This window comes from Chitinophaga nivalis, from assembly GCF_025989125.1.
Taxonomy (GTDB): domain Bacteria; phylum Bacteroidota; class Bacteroidia; order Chitinophagales; family Chitinophagaceae; genus Chitinophaga; species Chitinophaga nivalis.
On the sequence record NZ_JAPDNR010000001.1, the window covers coordinates 4,700,087 to 4,715,721 of the forward strand.

At 45.6% G+C, this 15,635-nt stretch carries 13 protein-coding genes, 4 tRNA genes and 1 riboswitch; of the genes, 9 read left to right on the forward strand and 8 right to left on the reverse strand.

The genetic code is table 11. The annotated features are described in order from the left end of the window. A partial coding sequence (locus tag OL444_RS18575) for a DUF8696 domain-containing protein (protein WP_264752032.1) occupies window positions 1-4,628 on the reverse strand: 4,628 nt, incomplete at its 3' end. Window positions 4,629-5,058: 430 nt separating this feature from the next. Between OL444_RS18575 and rpmI the strand changes: the two genes are divergently transcribed. Both rpmI and rplT read left to right on the forward strand, forming a co-directional pair. Beyond that, a complete protein-coding gene (gene rpmI, locus OL444_RS18580) occupies window positions 5,059-5,256 on the forward strand; it encodes a 50S ribosomal protein L35 (RefSeq protein WP_264730782.1) in 198 nt (65 codons plus the stop codon). Window positions 5,257-5,305: 49 nt separating this feature from the next. After that, window positions 5,306-5,650 carry a 50S ribosomal protein L20 gene (gene rplT, locus OL444_RS18585; protein ID WP_078673350.1) on the forward strand — a complete coding sequence of 115 codons (345 nt, stop codon included), beginning with the start codon at window positions 5,306-5,308 and terminating at the stop codon, window positions 5,648-5,650. A 3-nt stretch (window positions 5,651-5,653) separates the two neighbouring features. Here rplT and ispE read toward each other — a convergent pair whose 3' ends face one another. From ispE to OL444_RS18605, 4 genes are all read right to left on the reverse strand, one after another. Next, window positions 5,654-6,463 (reverse strand): 4-(cytidine 5'-diphospho)-2-C-methyl-D-erythritol kinase, encoded by an 810-nt coding sequence (ispE, locus tag OL444_RS18590; protein WP_264730771.1) that lies wholly within the window; start codon window positions 6,461-6,463, stop codon window positions 5,654-5,656. A gap of 81 nt (window positions 6,464-6,544) precedes the next feature. Continuing rightward, window positions 6,545-7,144, reverse strand: a complete 600-nt coding sequence (locus tag OL444_RS18595) for a bifunctional nuclease family protein (RefSeq protein ID WP_264730769.1) — start codon at window positions 7,142-7,144, stop codon at window positions 6,545-6,547. 196 nt (window positions 7,145-7,340) lie between these two features. Then, complete coding sequence (locus tag OL444_RS18600) at window positions 7,341-8,312, reverse strand: electron transfer flavoprotein subunit alpha/FixB family protein (RefSeq protein ID WP_264730768.1); 972 nt, start codon at window positions 8,310-8,312, stop codon at window positions 7,341-7,343. Window positions 8,313-8,348: 36 nt separating this feature from the next. Next, window positions 8,349-9,089 carry an electron transfer flavoprotein subunit beta/FixA family protein gene (locus tag OL444_RS18605; protein WP_264730767.1) on the reverse strand — a complete coding sequence of 247 codons (741 nt, stop codon included), beginning with the start codon at window positions 9,087-9,089 and terminating at the stop codon, window positions 8,349-8,351. Window positions 9,090-9,223: 134 nt separating this feature from the next. Between OL444_RS18605 and OL444_RS18610 the strand changes: the two genes are divergently transcribed. Next, entirely contained in the window at window positions 9,224-9,535 is a 312-nt protein-coding gene (locus OL444_RS18610; RefSeq protein ID WP_264730765.1) for a tetratricopeptide repeat protein, read from the forward strand. A gap of 24 nt (window positions 9,536-9,559) precedes the next feature. After that, window positions 9,560-10,897: a tRNA lysidine(34) synthetase TilS gene (gene tilS / locus OL444_RS18615; RefSeq protein ID WP_264730763.1), complete on the forward strand. Its 1,338-nt coding sequence runs from the start codon at window positions 9,560-9,562 to the stop codon at window positions 10,895-10,897. Between the two features lie 355 nt (window positions 10,898-11,252). Here the strand turns inward: tilS and OL444_RS18620 are convergent, their stop codons facing one another. Together OL444_RS18620 and OL444_RS18625 are read right to left on the reverse strand one after the other, a co-directional pair. Next, window positions 11,253-11,870 (reverse strand): rhomboid family intramembrane serine protease, encoded by a 618-nt coding sequence (locus tag OL444_RS18620; protein ID WP_264730761.1) that lies wholly within the window; start codon window positions 11,868-11,870, stop codon window positions 11,253-11,255. A gap of 29 nt (window positions 11,871-11,899) precedes the next feature. After that, window positions 11,900-12,373: a 23S rRNA (pseudouridine(1915)-N(3))-methyltransferase RlmH gene (locus OL444_RS18625; RefSeq protein ID WP_264730758.1), complete on the reverse strand. Its 474-nt coding sequence runs from the start codon at window positions 12,371-12,373 to the stop codon at window positions 11,900-11,902. Window positions 12,374-12,498: 125 nt separating this feature from the next. Here OL444_RS18625 and OL444_RS18630 point away from each other — a divergent pair. The 4 genes from OL444_RS18630 to OL444_RS18645 all read left to right on the forward strand — a co-directional run bounded on the left by OL444_RS18630 (window position 12,499) and on the right by OL444_RS18645 (window position 13,916). Further along, window positions 12,499-12,572, forward strand: a tRNA-Arg gene (locus tag OL444_RS18630). A gap of 826 nt (window positions 12,573-13,398) precedes the next feature. Then, a tRNA-Arg gene (locus tag OL444_RS18635) sits at window positions 13,399-13,472 on the forward strand. Between the two features lie 144 nt (window positions 13,473-13,616). Continuing rightward, window positions 13,617-13,690 (forward strand) — tRNA-Arg (locus OL444_RS18640). 152 nt (window positions 13,691-13,842) lie between these two features. After that, window positions 13,843-13,916 (forward strand) — tRNA-Arg (locus tag OL444_RS18645). Between the two features lie 228 nt (window positions 13,917-14,144). Here OL444_RS18645 and OL444_RS18650 read toward each other — a convergent pair. Then, window positions 14,145-14,513, reverse strand: coding sequence for a DoxX family protein (locus tag OL444_RS18650; protein ID WP_264730756.1), 369 nt, complete (start codon window positions 14,511-14,513; stop codon window positions 14,145-14,147). A 131-nt stretch (window positions 14,514-14,644) separates the two neighbouring features. Between OL444_RS18650 and OL444_RS18655 the strand changes: the two genes are divergently transcribed. Next, the gene (locus OL444_RS18655) at window positions 14,645-15,001 is read left to right on the forward strand and encodes a winged helix-turn-helix transcriptional regulator (protein WP_264730754.1); all 357 of its coding nucleotides are present in this window, start codon (window positions 14,645-14,647) and stop codon (window positions 14,999-15,001) included. Window positions 15,002-15,283: 282 nt separating this feature from the next. Next, window positions 15,284-15,508, forward strand: a riboswitch (cobalamin riboswitch). Window positions 15,509-15,635 lie beyond the last annotated feature (127 nt).

The following is a 15,635-nucleotide window of genomic DNA, read 5'->3' on the forward strand; positions in this document are numbered from 1 at the left end:
ACCTTGATGTTACCTACAGTGGTACAGTTGTCTGTCACTGTGTATTTCACATCAGCAGGTGCTGGCACTTTATTACAATCTACGGTGGTATCCGCAGCCGGTGTCAGTACAAACTTCGGTGCTTCATTATCTACTACCGTCACTTTCTGGGTGATGGTAGTTTTATTGCCGCAACCATCTTCTGCCACCCAGGTACGGATGAAGGAGTAGGCGTTGGCGCAACCGGCAGTAGGTACTTTGGCAGATTCAGAGTAAGTCACCTTGATGTTACCTACAGTGGTACAGTTGTCTGTCACAGCGTATTTCACATCAGCAGGAGCAGGTACTTTGTTACAATCTACGGTGGTATCCGCAGCCGGTGTCAGTACAAACTTAGGTGCTTCATTATCTACCACGGTCACTTTCTGGTTGATGGTAGTTTTATTGCCACAACCATCTTCTGCTACCCAGGTACGGATGAAGGAGTAGGCATTGGCACAACCGGCAGTAGGTACTTTGGCAGATTCGGAGTAAGTCACCTTGATGTTCCCTACAGTGGTACAGTTGTCTGTCACAGTGTATTTCACATCAGCAGGAGCAGGTACTTTGTTACAATCTACGGTGGTATCCGCAGCCGGTGTCAATACAAACTTAGGCGCTTCATTATCTACTACCGTCACTTTCTGGCTGATGGATGTTTTATTGCCGCAACCATCTTCTGCTACCCAGGTACGGATAAAGGAGTAGGCGTTGGCACAACCAGCGGTTGGTACTTTGGCAGATTCGGAGTAAGTCACCTTGATGTTCCCTACAGTGGTACAGTTGTCTGTCACAGAGTATTTCACATCCGCCGGAGCAGGTACTTTATTACAATCTACGGTGGTATCCGCAGCCGGTGTCAGTACAAACTTAGGAGCTTCATTATCTACCACGTTCACTTTCTGGTTGATGGTAGTTTTATTGCCGCAACCATCTTCTGCCACCCAGGTACGGATGAAGGAGTAGGCGTTGGCGCAACCGGCAGTCGGTACTTTGGCAGATTCGGAGTAAGTCACCTTGATGTTCCCTACAGTGGTACAGTTGTCTGTCACAGAGTATTTCACATCAGCAGGCGCTGGTACTTTATTACAATCTACGGTGGTATCCGCGGCAGGAATCAGTACAAACTTCGGTGCTTCATTATCTACTACGGTCACTTTCTGGGTGATGGTAGATTTATTGCCACAACCATCTTCTGCCACCCAGGTACGGGTGAAGGAGTAGGCGTTGGCGCAACCGGCGGTTGGTACTTTGGCAGATTCGGAGTAAGTCACCTTGATGTTGCCTACAGTAGAACAGTTGTCTGTTACCGTGTATTTCACATCAGCAGGTGCTGGTACTTTATTACAATCTACGGTGGTATCCGCGGCAGGTGTCAGTACAAACTTAGGCGCCTCATTATCTACCACAGTCACTTTCTGGGTGAGGGTAGTTTTATTACCGCATTCATCTTCCGCAATCCAGGTGCGGGTGAAGGTGTAGCCGTTTGTACAGCCAGGCGTATTCACTTTCGGTGATTCGCTGTAGGTGATTTTTATTTTTCCAACCGCCGTACAGTTATCGCTCACGGTGTATTTCACATCAGCGGGAGCAGGCACCTTATCACAATTCACCGTGGTATCTGCAGCTGGTTTCAGTACAAACACCGGCGCTGTTTTATCAGATACGGTAACTTTCTGTTGCGTAGTAGCGGTGTTGCCACAGGCATCTTTAGCAGTCCAGGTAATAATATAATTATAATTACCTGCGCAGGCGCCAATGGTTTTTGGTGAAACTGTATAAGTCACTTTAACAGCAGAGCAATCATCCACTGCAATTGGCGTAATAGCGTCCGGCAGGAATGTTTTGTCGCAGTCAACCGCAGTATCCGCAGCCGGTTTATAAGTGAATACCGGTGCTTTGGTATCAGTAACGGTGATGGTTTGGGTAATGGTCATGGTTTTCGCACAACCATCAGTCGCAATCCAGGAGCGTTTGAATACCTGCGTACAGGCGTTCGGGTTAGTAATCGCATCCGGCAGTTGTTTCACCGTTACATTATATCCTGCAAATACAGGTGTGCCAAACAGGGTGGTATAATCTGTACCGGCTACACACTCCATATTAATATCAGCAGGACCTTTTCCGGTTAACACTAACTGGTTGAAGCGGATGTTTACCACGTTGCTGGCAACACCGGAGCAAGGTGCCGCATTTACCAGACGGCGGTAGAATACCCCCGTTGCATTGTTCGGCGGAACCGGCGGCTGGTAGGTAGGACCGGTAGCAGATGGAATATTGGTGAAGTTCACCCCATCTGTACTGCTTTGCCATTGGTAGGTATAAGTACCTGATCCGCCGGAAATGGTTCCTTTGCCTGTCAGCAGGGCTGGTTTTTCACCTGTACAGAGTACCTGATCCGCTTCAATTTCATGGCCGGTAATGGCAGCATAATTATTCAGCGTCACTGTGGTATCTCTGGTACAAGCTGTATTACCGAGATTGGTCACCGTCCACTTGAGTTGCACAGGTGTGCCGGGAGGTACACCTTTCACGATGGTCGTCAGGGTAGATGGTGCTGCTGCATTGTTGATGGCGGAAAGCGGAGCTACTGTAATCGCAGGATTCGCAGTTACCAGTGACCATTCGCCGCTTTCACCAGGCTGCAGGGTAGCGGTCAGTGTAAATTCATCTTTACCGCATTGTGCAGGAGGCGCTACAACTTTAGGAACCGGTACGGCGTAAGCTCTTACTTTAAAGCTGTCTGCTACTTCGCAGACGCCGTTTTTCACGGTTACATAATATCTGTTGGTATCTACTTTTGCGGGGAAGTCCACAAAATCAATTTTACCGGGCGTGCCGGTACCAACAGGTTTCCAGGTAATATTAAATGGTGCATTGGAAGGTTGTATGTGCAGATCAACGCGATCGCCTATACATACTGTCGCTGGTCCGCCGGTAATTTTTACATGCGGCAGCGTATCTACAACGACGGTAGCCTGTCCGGTGTCGGTACAGGTTTTATCGTTACCATAATTGGCAATACCAATGGCCTTATACGTGCTCGTACTATCGGGTGTAGTATGATACGTAGGCCCAATGACGACGGGCGTGACGAGCCATTCATATTTTGTATAGCCGCCCGATGCAGAAAGTGTTACGGGTTCCCCCTTACAGACCCTGGCAGACGAAACGGTTACCTTAGGTTTGGGTAGCACCGTTATCTTGGTCGGTTCAGAAGGGGCCGCGCAGGAAGCGAGGTTCCCTTTTTCTGTAATTTTTACCCGGAACCAGATTACCGTGGGTAGGGTAGGGTGTCCTTTCAGTACGCCCGGGCCCAGATGCAGGATAGAATCCTTTGTACCGGTACGGTTGATGGAATCGGTCAGCGGTTTCCAGTTAATGTTGTCATAACTGATTTCCCACTGAAAAGTCGGATGGGTAAAATAATCGCCGGGTGTATATACCGAGGTCATATCTACCGGAGAGCCGGCGCAAAGAGAATCTTCCCGGAGGGGAGGATCTATTACACCATCAATAAAGGAATAAATATTCGGATCACAATAGGTAAACTCAATATCATCGATGGCGATATCGTTACCGCAACCTCCCAGGTTATCGTTTTGAATTTCCACGATTACGCTGGTGATACCGCCCCCTGTTTTAAAGCTGCCACCATAACGTTGCCACATCGGGGCGCCGAGGTTCATGGAAACGTCGAAGGTCTTAAAGCGGTTTAATTCTTTTCCACTTAAGTCTTTTACAATAAAGGTTACACCGGCGTAGCGGTATCCGTATGGTGCGCCATCACTCTCTTTTCGGGCGCAGATACTGTTAAAGGTTTCTTCACTATTAATATTTAAAAAGTAAGCACTAAAGTTATATACAGAACCAGGGCAAAGGTTGTCAACTCTTCTGGAATAGAATGTTTTCTTCGCAAAAGAGGAGTTAACCACCAGCATACCGCCCAGGGTATCTCCCTTGAGATTACCGTTCTGGGTTCTGTCGCCTGAGGTTACCCAGTCGGATTTCAGGTTGCTGTTGTAATAAACGGCGTAGTAGTCATCGCCGGGTGTTCCGCTACCGGCATATTGATAACCGGTAGGGGGAGGTAGCATGTAGGCACTTGTTTTCCGGCCTCCGCCAACCCGCAGTCGTCCGAAGTCTTCTTTAAAGTTGGAAACGTTGCTGGTTTTACCCTGACAGCTTTGAATCGTACAATCTTTTACGACTACTTTTCGGGTCACGGTCCAACTACCATAGTCGCCGGGATACCAGTTCCGCTTTCCGTATACGGTTACCGAAAACGTGTATACACCTACATCTTTTAATTTGATGGTAATACCGGTGACGGTAGGATAGGTGGAGGATGGGATCATTTTTCCCAGCTTTCCGCCGGTGGGTGTAAGCAAGGTGTAGCTGGACGTAGGTCGATCTACACTCCAGCTCATCGAGTCTACCCGAAAGGTATCCGGGTCCCATAGCATACCGTTCAGGGTCGCAAAGCTGCCCGCACAAATGGTGTCGGGAGCATTGATGAATACCTTTTGCTCCTGTGCCTGTGCTTTTTGATGGATTAACAGCACAAACCCCAGTAGCAGGTATAGGAGGATGGTTAAGAATCGTTTCATAGGTGTAAACAGTTAAGTGAAAAAAACATTAGCGCCAGGTAAGGATGAATTACCTCAGGCGTTTTGGTTTTCCAACTTTTTACTTCGATTAAAGGGACAGGTCGTTGTCAGCCAACAGGGTGGCGAAAAAGAGTAAAGTGTTTTCATAGGCACCAGCGTTTTATGCATAGTATGGTTAAAATATATAACTATTCAAAGATTAAAATTATAAATAATATACATAAATAAAAAAAGTATTAATAATCCTAATATAATGGATGTGCTAGATAAGCCGATGGAATTGTTGGCGCAAATTGATTGTCAGCGGCTTAAAGAAGGAGAAAAAAGTATCAAACAAGTTATCCACATTTACAATAAACCCTAATTATTTGTACAGCAGCGAATTTTATTCAAATATTTTCATACCTTTGCAGACCAAATTTGATGTAAGATGCCCAAAGTAAAGACACATTCCCGGGCCAAGAAAACTTTCAAGGTGAGCGGGAACGGACAGATTAAGCGGTTCATGGCCTTCAAAAGTCACTTACTGACCAAAAAATCTACGAAAAGAAAACGTAGCTTAAGAGGTAGTACGCTGGTTCACGAAGCAAATCTTAACCTGGTTAAGAGAATGCTGGGACTCCGCTAGGAGCTGTCAAAACAAATCGAATTTTATAACCTGAGAAAAAACAAAGTAAATGCCTCGTTCAGTTAACGCCGTAGCTTCAAGAGCCCGGAGAAAAAGGATCTTAAAGCAAGCCAAAGGCTTCTACGGTAAAAGAAAAAATGTTTACACAGTAGCGAAGAACGTTCTCGAGAAAGGACTCACTTACAGCTATGTTGGTCGTAAATTAAAGAAAAGAAACTACCGTCAGCTGTGGATCGCCCGTATCAACGCTGCAGTAAGAGCAGAAGGGTTGACCTATTCTGTGTTTATGAACAAATTAGCTGGTAAAAACATCGACCTGAACAGAAAAGTTCTGGCTGATCTGGCTATGAATGAACCAGAAACATTCAAAGCGTTGGTAGCTTCTGTAAAGTAAGACTTACTTAATAGTAAATACCCGGTAGCTGGCATCCCACAGGATGTCAGCTATTTTATTTTTAGGGAATATACCCACCACTGCGGAGCCGCTTCCACTCATTGCGGCATAGCGTGCCCCCGCCGCATATAACTGTGCTTTAATGGTCGCTAATACCGGGTGCGCCTGGAATACAGGCCCTTCAAAATCATTGCTGATTACCTCTTTCCAGTCGCTTACCGGCAGCTGGATCATTTCCCGCAGGGAATGGGCCGGCACGCGGGGTGTTAACTGTTTAAACGCCCAGCCGGTATTCACATGAATGGCCGGGTATATCAGTTGAAATGAGTAGCCGGAGAGATCCAACGCAATAGGTTCCAGTATTTCCCCCCGCCCGGTGGCAAAACAAGGCTTATTGGGGATGAAAAAGGGACAGTCGCTACCCAGGTGTGCCGCATATGCCGTCAGCTGTTCTTCTGACAGTCCCAGTTGGAATTTGTGATCCAGCAACCGCAGCATAAACGCAGCATCGGCGGAACCGCCACCTAATCCCGCACCAATAGGAATATGTTTATGGAGATGAATATTCACCGGTTGCAGGGCAGGGAAGTCCTGCTGCAGGAGATGAAAGGCCCGGAGACAAAGATTGCTGTCCTGGTCGCCCGGAATAGGAATGCCGCTGCTGGTAAATTGCAGGGTACCGGGTGTAATCACTTCCAGGGCGTCTTGCACCGGTAGCGGATAAAATACAGTTTCCAGGTCATGAAAACCGTCGGCCCGTCTGGCGGTGATATAGAGGCCCAGGTTTATTTTACAGTTGGGAAAAACGATCATTGCTGTAAAGGCATTGCACGATAAAATAACAGCGGTAGCATGATGAGGGCTACCGGCTGCAATTAGCTGTATAAAAATAAATTACTTGCTTTTTCGGCTGTTGATTTCATCGCGGATAGCGATGGCACGGATGTAATCTTCCTGTTCCAATACCTCTTGCAATAACTGGGTCAGTTCTTCTACATTCATGGCTTTCAGGTCGTCTTCCGCTCCTTTTTCATGTTCGGAGATGGTAGGGGTGACAGGTTTGTTGCTTTTTTTGCCTGCAGGATCGTCCAGTAATATGCCAGCACTGTTGAGGATATTCTCGAAAGTATAGATAGGACATCCAAAACGTACAGCCAGTGCGAGGGCATCAGATGTGCGGGAATCGATCTCTATGGTTTCGTCGTTACTGGAACAGATAAGCTTGGAGTAAAAAATACCTTCCTGGAGGTTGCTGATTACCACTTCATGTAATTCAACGTTAAATGCGTTCATGAAGTTCTTCATCAAGTCATGCGTAAGAGGACGGCTGGGCTGCATTTTTTCAAGGGCCACGGCGATCGCCTGCGCTTCAAAGCCACCAATCACAATAGGCAAACGGCGTAAACCATTTACTTCCCCCAGTACCACGGCATATGAATGAGTCTGCGTAATGCTGTGCGATAAAGCAACTATTTCCAGTTCTATTTTTCTCATATCTGTCTTGCGTTGTCGCTGATTATTTTGTAAGACCGTGAAGTTAGAAAAATATTCCTTATCTAAAAAAAATCTATCATGATAAATGGCTAATATAAGGGCAGATCAGACAAAAGCCTGCGCTGTGAATAGCGGGTCCGATAAAAAGATCGCTGTATTATTCACGGCACCAGGGGTTGCCTGATCTGCTAATTAATTATGCCTGTTTAAATTGTTTCACGGCTTCAGTAAGCTTCGGCACTATTTCAAATGCATCGCCTACAATACCGTAGTCGGCTGCCTTGAAGAACGGTGCTTCCGGATCTTTATTGATCACCACAATTACCTTACTGCCGTTTACACCAGCGAGGTGCTGAATCGCGCCTGAAATACCGATGGCTACATACAGGTTAGGTCTTACGGTAAGCCCTGTCTGACCTACGTGTTCATGATGCGGACGCCAGCCGGCATCTGCTACCGGACGGGAACTCGCAGTAGCTGCACCCAGCGCCTTGGCCAGGTCTTCCAGGATACCCCAGTTTTCAGGGCCTTTCAGGCCGCGGCCACCACTCACAACAATCTCTGCTTCCGTTAACGGAATATCACCGCTCACAGTTTCTGTTTTTATCACTTTTACCTTGAAGTCACCATCGCTGATAGCTGGGCTGAACGCCTCTACAGTAGCTGTTTCGCTGCCTGGTGTCAGGGGGAATGTATTAGGAATGAGTGATATGATCTTTATATCAGAAGTAATGTTGACGTTGGCAAATGCTTTTCCGGAGAACACACTTTTCTTCACTACAAATCCATTGGAGGTATCCGGATAGGAGATCGCACCTGCTACCAGACCTGCTTTCAGGCGTGCTGCGAGGCGGGGTGCAATTGCTTTCCCGTCGAAGTTGTGCGGGAATACAATTACTTTGGCGCCTTCTTTTTCTGCAGCGGCAGCAATTATTTTTGTAAACACGATCGTCTCTACTTCATGTAAACGGGCATCGGCTACGTGCAATACTTTCTGTACACCGTAGTTACCCAGTGCAGTCAGTTCTGCTGCGTCTACCGGACCCAATACCAGTGCAGTGGCAGTAGTGCCCGTCTGTGCAGCTGTTTTAGCGCCGTATTGAATAGCTTCCAGTGCGGCTTTCTTGATTTTTCCCTGTGCCTGATCGGCGAATATTAATATAGACATTGATGACGTTAATAAGTGTTGGAGAATAGAGTACCCTTAGATGACTTTCGCTTCTTCATGCAGCAATTTCACCAGTTCTGCTACGTTGTCTGCATCGATGAGCTTTACACCGGCCTTGGCAGGAGGCAACTCAAAGCTTACCACACTGGTCAGGGTATCGGCAGCTACAGGTTCTACAACAGCCAGGGGTTTGGTTCTGGCAGCCATAATACCGCGCATGTTAGGGATACGTGCTTCTGCCATTCCTTTCTGACAGGACACTACTACCGGCAGGGATACTTCGCAGATTTCCTCACCGCCTTCAATTTCCCGGTTGATAGTAGCAGTGGTACCATTCAGGTCAAATTTTGCTGCAATAGAAACATAGGGGAGATCCAGCAGTTCCGCCACCATACCGCCTATGCCGGAACCGTTATAATCGATGGTTTCTTTACCGGTAAAAATAATATCGTATTGTTTTTCTTTAGCGTGGGCAGCTATCTGTGAAGCTATATAGTAGCTATCTGCACTATCTGCATTAACGCGGAATGCTTCGTCGCCGCCAAGGGCCAATGCTTTGCGAATTACAGGGTCACAATCTGCACCGCCAACAGTGATGAGATGTACGTCTGCGCCGAGGGTTTCTTTTATTTCCAGCGCTCTTACCAGTGCATACCATTCATCATACGGGTTAATAATAAACTGTACACCAGCCTCATTGAATTTCGTGTTATTGTCCGTGAAAGCTATTTTTGCAGTCGTGTCCGGAGTTTTACTGATACAAACTAAAATCTTCATGGCCTTAAACTGTTTGGTTTAAAAATGCGGTAATAGCAAATATATCTAAATATTGTACGCCAACCGCCAGGAGATCAGATGATTTTAATCAGCATTTTCCTAGACATATTATATATAAAAATAATGATAAAGGCATGGATAGAATTGCACAAATAAAAGCCTTCCTGGAGAAAACCCCCCAGGATAGTTTCCTCAAACACGCGCTGGCACTGGAGTATATGAAACTCAACGACGATGCCACCGCCCGGCAGCTGTTGGAAGAATTGCTGGCTCATGAACCAGGATACGTAGGTTCATACTACCAGTTGGGTAAACTGCTGGAAAGAGCCGGCGATAAAGAAGCCGCTATCCGCACCTACGAAAAAGGGATGGAAATGGCCAAAGCCGGCAACGAACGACACGCTTATAACGAACTGCAATCTGCCTACGAGGACCTCGTATATTGATATTATAAATCCAACAAATTACGGATGCCGCAATATTTATTGACACATTTTTCCAACTATATCGGACAGCAACAGCTGTTCGACCCCACCCAAAAGGTACTGCTGGCGGTAAGTGGTGGTCTCGACTCTGTGGTGATGGCCCATCTTTTTAAAGCCGCCGGCTACAACGCCGGTATTGCTCACTGTAATTTTCAATTGCGCGCGGCAGAATCAGTAAGAGATGAAAATTTTGTACGGGAGCTGGCAGCCGCACTGGACCTGCCCCTGCACGTAATACAGTTTGATACAGCCGCCTACGCCGCCTCACAGCATATGACCATTCAGGTGGCTGCCCGTGAGCTGCGGTACAAATGGCTGGAGGAAATCCGGGCCACCGGCGGATATGCCGTTGTGGCCACCGCACATCATATGCAGGACAGCGTGGAAACAGCTCTGATGAATTTTGCCAAAGGTACCGGCATTGCCGGTCTGCATGGCATCCTGCCCAAACAGGAACGTATTGTAAGACCGCTGCTGTTTACGCTGAAAGATACGCTGATAGCCTATGCAGCGATGCATAATATCTCCCATGTGGAAGATAGTTCCAATATAACGGACAAGTATACACGTAATTTTTTCCGGCATCATATTATCCCGCCACTGACGGAAGCTTATCCTGGTGCGGTGAAAAATATGGCAGGTACCATAGACCGTATCCGGGAGGCTGAAATATTGTATCAGCAGGCGATGGAGAAACACCGGAAACGATTATTGTTTCAAAAAGATAATACCTGGATGGTGCCTGTTTTGAAACTGCAAAAAAGTGTACCGCTGCAAACCATTGCCTGGGAACTGTTCCGGCAGTTTAACTGTTCTCCGGCACAGGTGAAACAGGTATTGCAGCTGCTCGACAGTGAGTCCGGGAAACTGGTAGAAACCAGTACCCACCGCATTATCCGCAACCGTGCCTGGATACTGATCACACCACTGGTAACTGCAGTTGCACCACTTGTGGTGATCGACACGCCATCCGGACATATTACCTTTCCTGCCGGTCAGTTGCGCATAAAAGCGCTGGAGCATCAGCCGGGCAACATCCCTGCTTCTCCGGCCATTGCCTGGCTGGATGCCGCACAGATCAGCTTTCCCTTAATCCTCCGGAAATGGAAACAAGGCGATTACTTTTATCCGTTGGGATTACCCAAAAAGAAGAAACTCAGCCGCTTCCTGATAGACCAGAAATTATCTTTACCGCAGAAAGAAAATGTGTGGGTGCTGGAGTCAGCGAAACGTATTGTGTGGGTAGTTGGTATGCGGATAGACGATCGTTTTAAAATTACAGAGAAAACCCGCCAGGTGATCAGCCTGGAGCTGGATAAATAAATGGCCGCAACGGCCGTCTGCATTTGCCCGAAGGGTAGGGGATCTACCGCTTCGGGCAATTGTTTTTAAAAGAAATAATATCGGCTGCTTTCCATTAATTGTTTCAGCAGAACTATAATCGTATATGCATAAACGTTATATATTTATTTAGGGAGATACCTGTGTGGGAGATCAGTCAGGCATCTGCCCGCAGGGCATTTGCAAGATTTGGTTACCGGTATGCATACCTGTTGCAGGTAGCTGTTCCCCTGAAGATCTCATTTACAGCTATACCTTAAACCGCAAACGATACCGCATAAAAAAACCTCCGCTTTCCGTTGATGTAAAATGGAAAGCGGAGGTTTTTTATGTGGCATTACATATACATCTGCCGGTGCAATATCTGATTGATGAAGAAGCTGCCCAGTTCCGGATGGAATACCAACGGAAACACCAGCCCAAACAACGCACCCCACAGATGCGCATCGTGGTTGACGTTACCGCCGCCTTTTTTAGACATATAAGCGGAGAGTGCCAGGAACAATACCCCATATACTACGGCCGGTATTTTAATGGCAAAGAATAAATAAATCGGCGCCCAGGGATTGACGAGGATCGCAGTAAACACAATCGCAGAAATAGCACCGGATGCTCCTACAGAAGAATAATACTGGTTGTTGCGGTGTTTGATGTAGGAAGGAATATCCGATATGATAATCCCCAGAATATAATAGATCACATACACCAGCTTATTCTGGAATAGCTGGGCAAAAACGCTTTCAATAAAACTACCGAAGAAATATAAGGTAAGCATATTGAAAATAAGATGCTGGTAATCTGCATGGATAAAACCGGAGGTAATAAACCGGTAGTATTGTTTGTACTCCTTTACCATGTAAGGCTGCATGCTCATCTTGTCCAGCTGGTCATAGTTATTAAGTGCAGTATAGGAAACCAGACAGGTAATGATAATAATAATAAGACTGATAGACATAAACTCAGGTAATTAGACTATAAATGTAACTATTGGTGGTGATATTTCTCTCTGTTTAATACGGTATAGGCACGATATAGTTGCTCGGTAAAAATGAGCCGTACCAGCTGATGCGGAAATGTAAGCGGGGAAAGCGACATTTGTAACTGGGCCCGTTGCAATACGGAGGCATCGATGCCAAAAGCGCCGCCTATCAGGATAATCAGCTGCCGGGTACCGGCATTATTCCGCTGTTGCAGGAAATCTGCAAACTGTACAGTCGTCATCATTTTACCCTTTTCATCCAGCGCCAGTAAAAAATCGGTCGGCTGCAACAGGTCCAGGATAATTTTGGCTTCCTGTTTTTTCAGCTCCGGTACCGATAAACTGGCGGCCTGTTTCACAGTAGGAATCAGCTTTATTTCAAAATCCACATAATGCTGTAGTCGTTTTTGAAATACAGCTATCCCGTCCCTGATGTAGGGATCATGTTCCTTTCCGATGCTCCAGAGTTGAATTTTCACTTCGTATATAATATTAGGCTATTACTGTAAAAGTAAGTGTAAATCAGAATATTGCAGAAATTTTTGAAGAAGAATTTGGTATTTTGAAAAAAACGTATACCTTTGCAATCCAATCACAACAAAACGGCTCCGTAGCTCAATTGAATAGAGCATCTGACTACGGATCAGAAGGTTTCTGGTTTGAATCCAGACGGGGTCACAAAGAAAAGGAAAGATCGGTCAACGGTCTTTCCTTTTTTGTTGCTGGATATACCACCAGCTATGAGGCAATAGTCCATGTGATGGCCGTCTGACAGTACCCAACTGTTAGACCTGCGGAATAAAATCTCCCTGTATCCACGCAACAAATCTGGTCATAAGTATCCTTTTCCATGCATCTGTTACTGGTGTTGCTTACTGGTTGTACCAGCGCTATTCAGCCAGCGAAAAGCGTCCCGGAGTTGATGCCACAGATGGTTTGGAGGATAGCAGCCAGGTGTGTTGCCGTTATTGAAAAGGGGGGTGCATCGTGTAGGCATCCAGGTATATCCGGCAACGGCCATAGCGTGTATTCGTGGGGAAGAGACGCGAAAGTCGCTATATATGAAAGGAAACTGCTGCTGTAAATGCCGGCGGAGAGGACAGGAGACTGCTTTCTGGAAAATACCGGGAGATAAAAAAATCAGCCGGTTGCCAGCCAGGAATGATTGTGGGCAGACATCCTGCGAAAATAGTTATCTCTTTTTGAATGATTACAGCTGAAGAAATCAGCTGGAGCATCCACCGGCAGCACCTATCAGGCGGTATGTATATACGTAGAAGGAAAACAATAGGAGCGTAGCAGATGAGAGAAGTGATGATTTTCGGGCTGATAATTATTTTTTTTCGAGATTTTTTATATTGATGTAACCTTTGTCAGTAAAGGGTTTTATTGGATTGTATGATTAGCGTATATACGTTTACGATAGTCCTGTTTGAAAAATATTTCAAAAAAAATTTGTCAGAATAAAAAGTAATCCTACATTTGCGATCCCAAAAGGGGAAACGGCTTCGTAGCTCAACTGAATAGAGCATCTGACTACGGATCAGAAGGTTTCTGGTTTGAATCCAGACGAGGTCACAAAATAAAAAATGCTGCATACTATTGCAGCATTTTTTATCACCAAATTTATATTTGTGAAAAAGTCATCAAATATAAAAAATTGAAAAATAATTTGTTAGAATTGAAAAATATTCTACACTTGCCATCTCGAAAGAGAAAAACGGCTTCGTAGCTCAACTGAATAGAGCATCTGACTACGGATCAGAAGGTTTCTGGTTTGAATCCAGACGAGGTCACAAAAAGAAAAAAATGCTGCATATTATTGCAGCATTTTTTATCACCAAATTTATATTTGCAAAAAAGTTGTCAAATATAAAAAGTTGAAAAATAATTTGTTAGAATCGTAAAAACTTCTACATTTGCCATCTCGAAAGAGAAAAAACAAAATGGCTTCGTAGCTCAACTGAATAGAGCATCTGACTACGGATCAGAAGGTTTCTGGTTTGAATCCAGACGAGGTCACAAAAAGAAAAGGTTTCAGCATCTGCTGGAACCTTTTTTCATTGGTGCCTGTCGCATTGCCTATATGATCCACCACTCCATTCCATTAGTTAATCCATACAAAACAAACAAGCCTCATCTGAACTCCCGCACGCATCTTTATAACCTCCTGCCGGCAAAAATCAACACTGACGATAAAGCTGATCCTTCTCCTTTACCAGGGCAGCAAAGAAGAAGGATACGTAAACATTATGCGGTAGCATTATGCACTACTTTACGCATGCTGAAATAAGAAACGAGTAACAACGTTTCAAATATCAATGGCGGCAGGATATGGCCCAAAGCATCCCCCGCAAAGGCATGTGAGGCTGCTGCGCTGAGAAATAAAACAGTAAAGCCTGCATAACCCCATTCCTTCCACGGTGTATAACGGGGAAGACTTAAAAGAATAATACCGATACATTTTCCGGTACCAATCAACAGCGGCAGAAAATCCGGATAACCCAGATGCCGTACCGTGGTCAGTACAAAATCCATTCTCATCAGATCAGTAATAGCCGTTAAAAACAGGATGACAAGAAAAATAATGGTCGTAATGCGATAAGTCCGTTTCATCATAAATTTGTTAATAATTTATATAATAACTTTAGGGTATCAAATGTATTAACACATTGAATATCAAACAATATGGCACGGCAAGGTGCGTTACGTACCTATAGGTATGTAATGATGAAAATCAATCAACTACTATGAAAGTTTTTTTGAAAAATGAAGAGAGTATAGACTTTTGTCCGGTAAGGGATGTCTTTGATCGTATCGGGAATAAATGGGCGATGATGATCGTACTTACTTTAGGACAAACCAATCATCCGATGCGCTATCACCAGGTGCAGGAAGCCATTGGCGATATTTCGCAGAAAATGCTGACGGCTACTTTGAAACACCTGCTGGAAGACGGACTGATTGCCCGGCAAATGTATCCGGAGATTCCGCCAAGAGTTGATTATTCCCTGACGGCGAAAGGAGAGAGCCTCCTGCCTCATTTATATAACCTCGCAGCATGGGCCAATGAACATATGCGGGAGCGCAGTCCTAAAGCCGGATGAATGGCTACTGCAGACTACCTGTCCGCTTTTTTTTCGTAGCAGCATTTGTACTAACGAAACCGGCAAGTGGTAATTAATTGTTGAGAATAAGTAGCCCTAACCCTTTACGGACGTAGGTTACAGGTAGGTATAGCCGATAGCGCGTATGTTTGTATAAGCAGACAGTAGGTATGTATCTTTTGAAGGCGATGCTATCCTGCCCCCTGAAAATAACTGTTGCTATCTTGCTCCCTGCAGTGTTTATTTCCTGTTTCCTGTTTGGTGATTACATATACTTACCGTACGTTTGTGACCGCAATTGGTTATACCGGTGTAGTGCCGGTATATTAAAAGGGAATCCGGTGTGAAACCGGAGCTATCCCCGTAGCTGTAATCCTGCACAACTGCCATGGCAGTTGTCGTTTTTTCGGAATTATTCTCCTCGCCACTGTTGTGCTGCGGCATAACGGGAAGGCCCCTCCGGAAAAGCAGGAAAGCCAGAAGACCTGCCAGCTGCCATTAATCATTCAGCGCTTTCGGGTGAAAGGCAAGGAATGCAAGCCAGACTATGGCTTTCTTTTCTCGTTTTATCATTTATGGCTGCGGATGACAGATCACAGGCTAATCCTGTGCACGTTTTAGTATTATAAATTTC